The organism is Acinetobacter sp. YH12144 (assembly GCF_013418345.1).
Classification (GTDB): domain Bacteria; phylum Pseudomonadota; class Gammaproteobacteria; order Pseudomonadales; family Moraxellaceae; genus Acinetobacter; species Acinetobacter amyesii.
In genome coordinates, this window is the sequence record NZ_VPCD01000011.1 from 33,344 (window position 1) to 45,461 (window position 12,118).

The window sequence follows — 12,118 nt, forward strand, 5'->3', positions numbered from 1 at the left end:
TCGAATTTAATCGCACAAAATACAACACGAACAACGATGACAGCATCTACACTGAATTTTGGTCTGCTGATTGAAGCGGAAGAATTGGTTCCACATCTGGGCAATGAAAAACTACGGATCGTCGATTTGAGTCGTCGTTCGGTTTATGACCAGTTACATATTCCACATGCATTGCATGTCCAGCCAAAATTGTTGGTGCGCCAAGAAGAACAAGCGATGGGGCTATTACCTGACCAAGCTGGCTTAGAACAGCTCATTCGTTATCTGAATATCAGTCCAGAACATCATGTGGTGGTGTATGACGATGAAGGTGGAGCATGGGCTGGCCGACTGATTTGGAACTTGCATTGCCTCGGTTTTGAAAATACCAGTCTACTCAATGGTGGCATCCATGCTTGGCTTGGGGCAGGCTTACCAACCTCGTCTGAAATTGAGCAATTTGAACCCGTGAGCCCATTGGTCGAAGTCAGTGCAGAGGCGCGTGCTCAGTATCAAACCAGCTATGATGAGCTATTGGCTCGTGTGCAGCAGGAGCAGATCCAAGTATGGGACTGCCGTACCGAAGATGAATATACTGGCTTACGTTTAGCAGCGCGACGCGGCGGTCACATTCCGGGAGCACGACATTTCGAATGGAGTACTGCCCTTAACCGGGAAAATCATTTAAAATTGCATCCTTTAGAACGCACACAACAACGCTTAGAACAATTGGGATTCAATTTAAACGAACCTGTGGTGGTATATTGTCAGTCCCATCATCGGTCGGGCCTAGCTTATATACTGGGACGTTTACTCGGTTGGAATATTCGAGCTTATGATGGTGCGTGGAGCGAGTGGGGCAACCGACTCGATAGTCCTGTGATCACCGGAGAGTTGCCGTCTTGAGCCTTACATCTCAGTTAAAAAAACAAATTTTTATTCAAGCTCAGCGTGTTGTTCCGCAGCACAAATTATCACGTATCGTGGGTAAATTGGCTGCGAGTGAAAACCCTGTGGTGAAAAATGCTGTGATTACCGCATTTAAAGCACAGTATGGCATCGACATGTCGATTGCTGAGCAAAGTAATGCCCTGAAATTTAAATCATTCAATGAATTTTTCACTCGTTCTTTAAAAGAAGGCGTACGTGTAGTTGATGCAAATGCCAACAGTGTTGTTTCACCCGCAGATGGTGCGATTTCACAACTGGGTAAAATTGAAAATGGTGATGTATTTCAGGCCAAAGGGCAGAAGTTCACTGTTGAAAACCTGATTGCCGATCCACAATTGGCTGAGCCGTTTAAAAATGGTCAGTTTGCTACGGTCTATTTGTCTCCAAAAGACTACCACCGTGTACATATGCCATTTGCAGGGACATTGACAGAAACTTTGTATGTACCGGGTGAATTATTCTCTGTAAACCAAACCACTGCTGAAAATATTCCGGGTTTATTCGCTCGTAATGAACGCATGGTCTGCTTATTTGATACAGAAGTTGGTCGTATGGCGGTCGTACTGGTAGGTGCAATGATCGTGGCAGGTATTGAAACCGTGGCTACAGGTAAAGTTAAACCGACAGGGCGTTTGGAACTGAATCAACACGATTTATTCTTAGAAAAAGGTGCAGAATTGGGCCGTTTCTATTTAGGTTCAACAGCGGTTGTGTTGTTTGAAGAAAACAAAATGCAATGGGATGCGACCTTTAAAGCCAACTCGACTGTGGTGATGGGCGAAGCTTTAGGGCATACCATTTAATGAATTCCCTGTCCCTTTAGGAGAGGGTTAGGGAGAGGTTTTTGAGCTAAGCTGATGTATTCAAAAAAGAATCCCTTCTAACCTCCCTTTATTAAAGGAATGAATAAAAAAAAGCGCCATCAGGCGCTTTTTTTTAATTTCAAAATTTAGCGTTTTACGACAATCGAGTCGATACTGCTATGACGTAAAGTTTGCTGTGCAATCACAGCAGCTTCTTGTGAATCATAGGGGCCAGACACAACGCGATACCAAACTTTGCCGTTTTCATTACTTTGAATCACATCGGCAGATAAACCGTTCAAAATAATTTCAGCACGTCGTGCATCGGCTTGATCAGGATCATCATAACTGCGCACTTGCAGAATATAACTTGCAGCAACAGGCGCAGTTTCTGTGGTTTCTAGTCCAAGCTCTGTGGTTTCAACTGGCTTTTGTTCTGGTGCATCAACAATCACCACCGTTTCTTTATTTTCGGTTTCTGGAACAGCTTGTTCAGGAATTGGCGTCACTTGTTGCTGAGGCAATAGGTCGTAGAAACGATAGTCTTTATTGGTTTCTTCTTGGTAGTGTTCAGAGGTAATTTGACCTTTTGGCTTCACAGGCTCCCAAGGTTTCCAAAGCATGAGCGCAACTAAGAAACTCAACACGATTAAAATGATGACAAGTGTACCTAGCCATGCTGGAATCAATGGTTTTTTAGGCTTATTTGGCCGATCAGATACACCGCGCTGCGTTTTTCCAAACACGTGGAAACCTCATTTAATTTTAATTGTCACGAACCACTTTGGGGCAGCCCAAAGTAGCAAGTCTTGATTGTTATATATTACATGAGTGTCATCAGGAATTTGTTTAATTTTCACAATTTCAGCACAGCCAAGATGACACGGACATATTGCTGAATATAAACGAAATACAGGCTCATTTCGAGCCTGTATTGAAAAGGATTCTTTTTAGCACAATGCAATTGATGACGCTTAAACCCATGCGCTGTGTTTGTGCATGGGCGATGCCGATGAATTTCTATTGTGCTCGCAACATAAAGGGTTGCTTACATGCTTTCAGGCGCACTCACACCCAATAATTCAAGACCATTGCGTAAAACTTGCTGTACGTTTACAGACAGTAATAAGCGAGCTTGAGTCAGTTCTGCATCATCACCCAAGACTTTATTTTCGTTGTACCAACCATGGAACAACGCCGCCAACTCTTTCAAGTAGTTACCCACTTGGTGTGGTTCATAGCTGTTTGCTGCACGAACCACAATTTCAGGGTAAGCCGCAAGTTTAGCAAGAACTTCAGTTTCAGCTTCTAACTCAAGTTTAGCTGCAAATTGACGTGCAGCTTCAGCAGAGAATTGAACGTCTGTCGCAGCAGCTTTTTCGAGCATACGGCAGATACGTGCGTGTGCGTATTGGATGTAGTACACCGCATTGTCTTTACTTTGAGACACAGCAAGGTCTAAGTCGAAGTCAATGTGTTGTTCTGATTTACGCATGACGTAGTAGAAACGAGCAGCATCGTTGCCCACTTCTTTACGTAAGTCACGTAAAGTCACGAATTGACCTGAACGAGATGACATTTGAACCATCTCGCCGCCACGCCATAGGCTCACAAATTGAACCAAAAGCACCGTCAATTTTTTAGAATCATAGCCAAGCGCATCAATCGCTGCTTTCACACGTGCGATATAACCGTGGTGGTCTGAACCCCAGATATCCACGATATCGGTATAGCCGCGTTGCAGTTTATTTAAGTGATAAGCAATGTCAGATGCGAAGTATGTAGTTTGACCATTACGACGTTTCACAACACGGTCTTTTTCATCACCAAATTCAGTTGATTTGAACCAGATGTTGCCATCTTTTTCGTATAAGAAACCACGTTGATCGAGCATTTGTAATGCTTCATCAATTTTTTCAGTCAAGGTTGCTTCGCTGAACCATTGATTGAAAGTCACGCCAAATTCACCGAGGTCATCTTTAATGTCATCAAGAATGGCTTTCAGCGCGGCTTGATGGAACACACGGTAACCCGCAGCCAAATGGTTTTGTGAATTATGAATTAGGCCATCAATGTGTTTTTCTTTATCGCCTGAAACAACGACTTTATTGCCTTCGCTATCAAGTTCAGCAGCATATTGCACATCTTCAGGAACATCTTTGTAGATGTCGGCAACAGGGCGTACATAAGCATCGCCATCTTTGTCGATAATGCTTTGTGCGATTTCTTTAACGTAGTCGCCTTGATATGCATTTTTAGGGAAGACCAGTTGTTGACCGGTCAATTCTAAATAACGCAAGTAAGTCGATGTCGCCAAGATATCCATTTGACGACCAGCATCGTTGACATAGTATTCACGGTCAACTTTGGCACCTGTTGCTTCAAGAAGATTGGCAACGGTCATACCGTAAGCTGCGCCACGACCATGACCAACATGTAGGCTAGACGTTGGGTTGGCTGAAACGAATTCCACTTGAACACGTTTTTCAGCATTGGCCTGTGTGCGACCGAACTGATCTTTCTGAGCTTGAATTTGGTCTAAGACAGCAAAACGTTGGTCAGCATTTAAAAAGAAGTTAATAAAGCCAGGACCTGCAATTTCTGCTTTGCTGATATCTGCGACTTCTGGAAGATTTGCCAGAATTTTTTCGGCTAAATCACGCGGCTTCATACCTGCAGCTTTAGAGGCAATCATGGCAATGTTTGACGCAAAGTCACCGTGGCTTCGGTCTTTGGTTCGGGTCAAATTGCTAGTATTGTTCCAGTCAGTTGGGAGTACACCTTCAGCTTGAAGGGATTGCACTGCATGATCGAGCGCTGCTTGTATTGCCGTATTCATAATCAGTCGAAAAATAAATGTCGCAGAAAAACGGTAAATATAGCAAATTTCAGGCTCTTTAGGTGAACCCATTTGTTGCGAATAAAAAATATTCGATAAAAGTGAAGCATTGCTTATATCGAAGTAAAACGATATAAGTGGTTTAGCGATTCAGGATCACTGCTCGAGTATATGGACATGTCACAACCCACCCCTAAAATTTTTGGCAATGTGCCGAAGTTAGCTGCACGCTGGGCGCTGATTATCGTGCCGTTTATTTTGTCCTGTCTCATGAGCGGCATTATTTCGTTTATTAATATGCTCAGAAATTTAGGTTGGTTTGAGGGTTTTCTTACCCTATGGCTGCATAATTGGATGATTTCTTGGGCAATTGCTTTTCCCATTGTGCTGATTTTATTGCCGTTTGTTCGAAAATTTACAGGCCTGTTGGTCGATATGTCTGGGCCGCAGCCACCTGCAAAATAAGCCTGCATGTAAGTCACAGCTGAGTCAAAAGGTGACTTACTGCATTTTGCCTTGAATATTTATAAGCTATCGCGACAACTTACGGCTTTAGAGAGTAACTCGGCTTTGTTGTTTTGGAAGGTATAGAGTTTTGAGGCATTAAACACTTTGATGACTTTAGCTTGAGCGATAGCGGTTTTAAAGTTTTGGAACTTTTGCTGATGGGCTGTCTCAAACGGATTTCCAAAGTTTTTATTGTCGAGCAAAATTTGAATTTGCCCCACATTCGTGTCATGTGCTTTTAGGATGTCTTGGCCATCTGCATTGCTTAAACTGAAAGTAGGGCGCTGAGTGCTGATTTTGCAATTCAATTTGAGGCTCAAGGTGAAATTGTCTGCCGATTTATTTTTGAGGGTAGACGTACCTTGTTGATCATTTTCAATATAGACCCACTGATTTTTCGGCATATTGGTCAGTAGGGTTTCTAACTGTTGTTGGGTACTTTTGCTGATATCGACTGTGCCTTTTTTATCGATTTCAGGGGCTTTTTCTTTACCGAGCATGCCCATCACTTTGTCGCTGACTGTGCTACTGGTTTTGGAAATGGTCTGGCAAGCGCTTAAGCTACTGATGATTAGAATGAATGGTAGTGTATAGATGGCAGGTAAGTGCATAGATTTTATTGTTCTATTAAATTTTCGGATCGGCAAAGTTTAACGGTTCTACGCATAAAGCTCAAACCTGCGGCCAATCTCCTTTGAGGAGGACTGCTGCAGGCGGCTAAAGCAGCCATTCTACACAGGCACGAATAATCCCCAGTGCAAGGCCAATAAAACCGCCGACCACGACACCATTGACTCGGATCATATGCAGGTCGCCACCGACTTCGTTTTCGATCTTATCGATCATTTCACGTGAGTCCCATTCATGTATACGTTCACTGATAAACCGAATGACTTTTTCACTATATTGGTCGGAGAGATTGATGGCAATATCACTCATTTTTTCATTCAGCAATTGGCGTACAGCGACATTAGAGACAATATTTTCGCCCACTTGTTGAATGGCGACACGTAGGTTTTGTGCAATCCCAGAGTCGGGTTTTTCTAAATCAGAACGAATCGCGTCGCATAAAATCACCACTGCGCCACTGATAAAATTCAACATTTGTGGACTATCGAGCATGGCATCTTTGGTACTGTTCAGGCGTTGGCTGGCTACACTTTGATTGTCTGCCAACTCATGCATGAGTTGCTGTGCCATTTCTTCAATTTTTCGACGCCACGGATGTTCATGGTCGGCAAGCATCGACTCGACACGACTGACCAGTGAATCAATGGTGCGCTGTTGTACATCAATACCAATCCAACTCGCACCTTTGGCGAGCTTCCATACCCCAAGTTCTTTAAACAATTGACGTGATAAATCACGGGTTTGTTCTGGATGCTGTGTGACCCAATCATGGGCTAAATCCAGTCCACGTTGCAGGACATCTTGATGGAAGTCATTTTCTAAAACTGCCCGTAGCATTTCACTGGCAAGATGGTTGACTTGCGTATTGCGTACCCATTGCACGCTGTTATTTTGGATAAATTGTCCAATTTGTTCCTGACCGACAAATTCGAAAATTTTCGGTACCGTTTGCTGAATGACTTGGGTCACTTGCGCATTATTGTGCGGATTGGCCAACCATTTCCCGACGGCAAGAGAGAGATCCGTCTCCGCTAAGCTTTTTTCAACCACTTGTGGTGAAAGAAAATTCTCCTGAACAAAGCGGCCCATTGACTCGGCAATGCGTGCTTTATTACGAGGAATAATTTCTGTGTGGTCACGTAAAAATTTAGGAATCGGAATCCGACCAAAGGGATTGCGAAATAAAACGGTTATCGCATACCAGTCTGCCAAACCACCAACCACTCCAGCTTCTGCTGAAAGCATCAAAATATGAATGAGCCAGACGTATTCGGGCAGCAATTTAGCTGCAATCATCAATGCAATCCACGCCAGCACCGCCACCACCAAAGCAATGGTGGCGAAGCGTTTACTGCGTTGCAGACTAGGTGAAACAGCAGGCTGTTCAGTTGGGTTCATCAATGATCGGGTCTCTATAGATTGACTTATTTGGTGGTAGGCTCAGCGGCTACAGGCAAAGGATTTCCTTGGCTGTTTAAACCATATTTAGCTCCGAGTGACTGCAAAATTAAGCGAGCATCAAAGGCATCCTGAGGGGCTTTGGCACGATCTTTATAGCAAGTAATACTGTAGGAAACTTGAGTTGGATCGAGTGTGACCACCTGTGGAACGTCATAAAACGGGCTTGGCCAAAAGCCGGGATGGCGACGGTAATAGCCATATGGATAAGGCATAGGGTCTGGGTAAATCACTGCTTGGCGCGGCGGTTTTTGACTCCGATTACTTGGGTCATCCATGACTTTAAAATATTGAAAGCCATTGTGTAGGGTGGTTTGAGCGGCTTTAACCAAGGTGATTTCTTCGGCAGTGCCATAGCTCATATTGGGTCTAGCTTGGAAGCTAATCCGATAGCTTTGAGCATTTAATGGCGTTGCAGTATAACGACCCAATTGTTCGAAGGTTAAAGGCTTCGATGGGGTGCTTGCACAGCCGGTGAAGCCCAGTGCTGCGGTCATGGCTGCTGCAATAATGAGTTTGTTCATGCGCATACTCCTGTTCAGTCGGTTCATGGCAAGGGGAGATACTGGCCAAAAGCCGTCAATTAAAAGCTAGAATTGGGCTGGGTTAAAAATTCCAATTCCTCTGCTGTAGATGTTCTGCCCAATACCGCATTGCGATGCGGGTAACGTCCAAATCGATCGATAATCACTTTATGCTTTTTTTCAAATTCTAAGTTGATCGGATTGCCCAGTTGCTCAAATAATTTTAACGCGCTTTGATGGATTTTTGTCGATTCGCTATGCATAAAGGGCATATATAAAAATGAGCGCTGTTCAGGGCTTAATTGTAGATCTAAACCCTGCGCGATAGCTTCTTGTGCAAGCGCCAAAGCCAGTGCATCTTGGGCAAAAGCCAAGCCAGAGTCACGGAATAAATTTCGAGAAAATTGATCTAAAACAATAATTTCAGCCAAGCGACCTTCGGCAGTAGTACGCCATTGCCATAGTTCTGCTTGACTGGCCGCTTGATGGATGTCTTTAAACTTTTTTTCGATTAAAACATCAAAATTATTGCTTTTAGCGAACCAATTGGGCTGATTTTCTGGGTTAAACCAAAATTCGAGAATATCTTGATAATTCATAAGTTTTAAGCATTATTAGCATATATTTGTTTATAAAATCACAAATTTCAAATGTCATATAGAGTAAGTTTGTGATAAAAAATTGCCAAAATAAAATCACGGTTTGTCTCAAAACTATACAGTGGGTCATATGCCCACTTCAAATCGCGTTATACTGATATAAACTGATGATTTTATTTTAGTAGTTTCTTCCATTTAAGCGAGATAGCAATGAGTCAACCCGAATCGACCTCTCAAGACATTTTACCGACTTGGGTAGATTCTTCGCTGATTAAAGGAATGTTGCGCGGTATTGAGCGTGAAAGCTTACGTATGCAAAGCAACGGTTTCTTGTCTCAGGCCGACCACCCCCAAGCCTTGGGTGCGGCTTTGACTCATCCGCATATTACGACAGACTATTCTGAAGCTTTAATGGAATTTATCACGCCGCCAAAAGAAACCATTACCGAGGCTTTGAACTATCTGCAAGATATTCACGCTGTTGCACATACGCATTTAGAACATGGTGAAAAACTTTGGCCGTTGTCGATGCCATGCATGTTGGATAAAGACGAAGACAGTATTCGTTTAGCGCAATATGGCAGCTCGAATATAGGACGTTTTAAAACCTTGTACCGTCGTGGTTTAGGGGTGCGCTATGGTCGCCGTATGCAGACCATTTCAGGGGTGCATTATAATTTATCCTTCCCAGATCATTTCTTTGAAGCACTACAACAGCACGAAACTGACGATGCCCTCAAAGCATTGAGCTTACAGGATTATCGCAGTCACCGTTATTTTGGCCTGATCCGTAATTTTATTCGTTTAACGCCATTGGTGATGTTTTTGGTTGGGGCGAGCCCGTCGGTGTGTAAATGTTTTATGACTGGACGTGAACATCAGCTGTTACCGCTCTTAAAAGGCACGTTATTTTTACCTTATGCAACGGCACTGCGTATGGGAAATTTTGGCTATCAAAATTCAGCACAAAAACAGTTAGGGATTCACTACAACGACATTCAGGCGTATTTGGAAGGTTTGCAAAAAGCGGTGCATACCCCATATGCCGCATTTAGTCATTTAGGTTTAAATGATGAACAGGGTGAACCGATTCAAATTAATGACCATGTGTTGCAAATTGAAAATGAATACTACAGTTTGGTTCGTCCGAAACAAGTGCCACAGGATGGTGAAACACCGTCTGAAGCCCTGCAAAATCGTGGCGTAGGTTATGTTGAATTACGCGCGGTGGACGTCAATCCTTATAGCCCGATTGGGATCAATGAAGACACGGCAGGCTTGCTCGAAGTGGTGGCTTTATACTGTTTATTGCAAGACAGCCCAGCATTGTTAGATGCCGAACAAAATGAAATTGAGAAAAATCAGGCTGAAGTAGTAAACCGTGGCCGTGCGCCAAACGCAGTGATTTTACAGCAAGGCCAAGCGATTCCAATTGAAACATGGTGTCGTACACATGTTGCAGCGATGCAACCGTTGGCTGAATTGCTGGATGATTCTTACAATACAGATATTTACACTCAGGCAATGGCTGTGATGCAATCACGCATCGATGAAGTCGATGAAACATTGTCGGCACGTATGATTAGCGATACTTTAGAACAAGGTGGAACTTGGGGCTTTGGTAGCTTTATGGCCTTACAACATGCTGAAGTGTATGAGCAGCATGTTTTGAGCCCTGAAACTGCAGCATATTTTGCACAAGCTGCTGAGCAGTCTTTAGAAAAACAGGCTCAACTTGAGCAAGACTGCACCTTGAGTTTTGAAGAATATTTGAAAAACTTTAGATAAAAAATTTTAAGAGGATTTACCATGAAATGGAGTTTCCGCTTCGTGAGTGGTTTGTTGTTTTTAGCTAGCGTGATCGGTATGTCTTTTGCGCTGTTTTTAGAACATGTACAAGGCTTAGAACCTTGTCCATTATGCGTATTCCAACGTATTGGTTTGATTGGACTCGGCATCATTTCATTGATTGCGTTGATTCACAATCCAGCATCGAATTGGGGTAAACGCATTTACGCATTGTTGGGGACACTATCAATTCTTTGGTCTGCTGGGGTAGCTGCGCGTCATATTTGGCTGCAAAACTTACCGCCAGACAAAGTACCTAGCTGTGGCCCAGGACTGGATTATTGGGTAGAAACGCTGCCGTTAAAATCAGTCTTTGAACAAGTACTAACCGGCTCTGGTGAATGTGCCAAAGTGGATTGGACGTTCTTGGGACAATCATTACCGGTTTGGTCATTGGTGTTTTTTGCGGTCTTAACTTTGCTCAGTCTTTGGCAGTTATTGCGTAAATACCCAAGCAAACCAGTGCCACGTTTACGTGATAAATTCTAATTCAGTGATATATAAAAAAGCCCTCAGTTGAGGGCTTTTTTATACGAGTCTGCATGGGAGGGAAAATTGCGTTAGGTTAGGGCAATGCCTTCCATACTTTCCAAGTCCATCATAAATTCATAGATATGATCACAAGCTTTATCGTCATTGTTTGGATAGAACCAATGCACGATTTGCTCGGCCACTTGCGGATGATGCTGAATTTCGAAATGGTTCAGACCATAAAAAATCGCTTTATGTGAATCTGGCACTTTCAGTTGATACCGTGCATTTGGGTGTTCCCCCAATGCACTTTTCACACTGACCAAGTAATCTCCAATCACATGTCGCGTTTTATTGCGACGATGTTCATATTCGATGGTCCCTGCCACGAGGTATGTATTGATATGTGATGGAATCGGGGCTGGTTTACGGTTGTCGTCCATGAGTCCAATACGGACATCATTATGTTCCCAATCATCATCACGCACGCTGCCATAGCGCAAATCTAAAATGCCGTTACTGCGAATATTCACCACATGCCCCACGATTTTGACCAAAGGGAAACGGCCCAATTGATCTTGCAAATGAAATCCGACACGTTCAAGCACCGCCCCATGATGTGGTGAGCCCAAGCAGACTAGATTTTCGACTTGATGAATCCATTGATACATATTTTGTTTGCCATAAAAAATGGCACTACGGGACACTAAGCCTCCCATACTATGACCAATTAAGTCGATACTGGTAATACCCGGGTTGCGACGGACCAAATCTTCTAATGTATTGGCAAGGCTGCGACCATTTGTCGAGATACGTCGCCCCGTGTTGTAATTTAAATACAGCATGGTGTTGTGGTCACGTTGAGACAGTAATTTTTCACCAATGCCGCCATATTTGGCTGTTGACCATGACAGATGATTCATGCAGAGCCCATGAATCAACAGGGCGATACGTCCAGTTAATTCGCCTTTTTGTACCGCACCATAATGGTCGTAAACCACCATGGGTAAGGCCATCGGGTTGTGGTATTTCAGTAAATAGTCGCCCAAGACCCCATTCAGCGCGCCCACTAAAAAATGTAAAGACGGGGTGAGGGGTTTGTCGTGTAAGCGTGGGAATTTTTCAATAATGCTACGCAGCGTTGGTGCAAGTAAATAATTGCCATAGTTGAAAAAGGTGTTGTAAGAAAATTCATAAACCCGTGCAATGGTCGGCTGCTTATGAAAGGCTTTCGAGCCTTGTTCGCTCATTCCAAAAATACTGATTAAAATTTCACGTTGAATGTTTTTGATCAAGTCATGCACGACATCACTAAAACGCATTGTCACGAGCTGTGCCAAACCTTCCAGCACATCTGCTTGACTGGGTGGCGTGCGGTCCCATTTACAATAGGTTTCATGCAATGGTGTTAAGCTAGGCATAATGTTCCTATCCTTACATTCAATGCTATCCCTCGATTGTATTTATTACTGGAATAGCCTGAAGTTTCATTGTTTATTTTATAAAATT

General features: G+C 43.4%; 12 protein-coding genes. 5 read left to right on the forward strand and 7 right to left on the reverse strand.

The window, feature by feature from the left end; translation table 11 throughout:
• Positions 1–36 precede the first annotated feature (36 nt).
• Positions 37–885, forward strand: coding sequence for a sulfurtransferase (locus tag FTU79_RS08910; RefSeq protein WP_180049793.1), 849 nt, complete (start codon positions 37–39; stop codon positions 883–885).
• Entirely contained in the window at positions 882–1,733 is an 852-nt protein-coding gene (gene asd, locus FTU79_RS08915; protein WP_078193251.1) for an archaetidylserine decarboxylase, read from the forward strand. Before FTU79_RS08910 ends, asd begins: the two co-directional genes overlap by 4 nt.
• A gap of 146 nt (positions 1,734–1,879) precedes the next feature.
• Here the strand turns inward: asd and FTU79_RS08920 are convergent, their stop codons facing one another.
• Both FTU79_RS08920 and argS read right to left on the reverse strand, forming a co-directional pair.
• Positions 1,880–2,479, reverse strand: a complete 600-nt coding sequence (locus FTU79_RS08920) for an SPOR domain-containing protein (protein WP_180004357.1) — start codon at positions 2,477–2,479, stop codon at positions 1,880–1,882.
• Positions 2,480–2,781: 302 nt separating this feature from the next.
• Positions 2,782–4,572 (reverse strand): arginine--tRNA ligase, encoded by a 1,791-nt coding sequence (gene argS / locus FTU79_RS08925; protein ID WP_078190674.1) that lies wholly within the window; start codon positions 4,570–4,572, stop codon positions 2,782–2,784.
• 177 nt (positions 4,573–4,749) lie between these two features.
• Between argS and FTU79_RS08930 the strand changes: the two genes are divergently transcribed.
• Positions 4,750–5,037 carry a DUF2798 domain-containing protein gene (locus FTU79_RS08930; protein WP_372491143.1) on the forward strand — a complete coding sequence of 96 codons (288 nt, stop codon included), beginning with the start codon at positions 4,750–4,752 and terminating at the stop codon, positions 5,035–5,037.
• Positions 5,038–5,096: 59 nt separating this feature from the next.
• Here FTU79_RS08930 and FTU79_RS08935 read toward each other — a convergent pair whose 3' ends face one another.
• The 4 genes from FTU79_RS08935 to FTU79_RS08950 form a co-directional block, all read right to left on the reverse strand.
• On the reverse strand, positions 5,097–5,690 hold the full coding sequence (locus tag FTU79_RS08935; protein WP_180049703.1) for a hypothetical protein: 594 nt from the start codon (positions 5,688–5,690) through the stop codon (positions 5,097–5,099).
• Between the two features lie 106 nt (positions 5,691–5,796).
• Positions 5,797–7,107, reverse strand: a complete 1,311-nt coding sequence (locus tag FTU79_RS08940; protein ID WP_180049705.1) for a DUF445 domain-containing protein — start codon at positions 7,105–7,107, stop codon at positions 5,797–5,799.
• Between the two features lie 26 nt (positions 7,108–7,133).
• Positions 7,134–7,691 (reverse strand): hypothetical protein, encoded by a 558-nt coding sequence (locus tag FTU79_RS08945; RefSeq protein ID WP_168379701.1) that lies wholly within the window; start codon positions 7,689–7,691, stop codon positions 7,134–7,136.
• 59 nt (positions 7,692–7,750) lie between these two features.
• Complete coding sequence (locus FTU79_RS08950) at positions 7,751–8,290, reverse strand: DUF924 family protein (protein ID WP_078190604.1); 540 nt, start codon at positions 8,288–8,290, stop codon at positions 7,751–7,753.
• Positions 8,291–8,500: 210 nt separating this feature from the next.
• Here FTU79_RS08950 and gshA point away from each other — a divergent pair, with 210 nt between their 5' ends.
• Both gshA and FTU79_RS08960 read left to right on the forward strand, forming a co-directional pair.
• On the forward strand, positions 8,501–10,078 hold the full coding sequence (gene gshA, locus FTU79_RS08955; protein ID WP_168379700.1) for a glutamate--cysteine ligase: 1,578 nt from the start codon (positions 8,501–8,503) through the stop codon (positions 10,076–10,078).
• A gap of 21 nt (positions 10,079–10,099) precedes the next feature.
• Positions 10,100–10,627 carry a disulfide bond formation protein B gene (locus tag FTU79_RS08960; RefSeq protein WP_078190602.1) on the forward strand — a complete coding sequence of 176 codons (528 nt, stop codon included), beginning with the start codon at positions 10,100–10,102 and terminating at the stop codon, positions 10,625–10,627.
• Between the two features lie 71 nt (positions 10,628–10,698).
• On the opposite strand, the gene FTU79_RS08965 is transcribed toward FTU79_RS08960, so the two are convergent.
• Positions 10,699–12,030 carry an alpha/beta hydrolase gene (locus FTU79_RS08965; protein ID WP_180049707.1) on the reverse strand — a complete coding sequence of 444 codons (1,332 nt, stop codon included), beginning with the start codon at positions 12,028–12,030 and terminating at the stop codon, positions 10,699–10,701.
• Between the last annotated feature and the right edge of the window lie 88 nt (positions 12,031–12,118).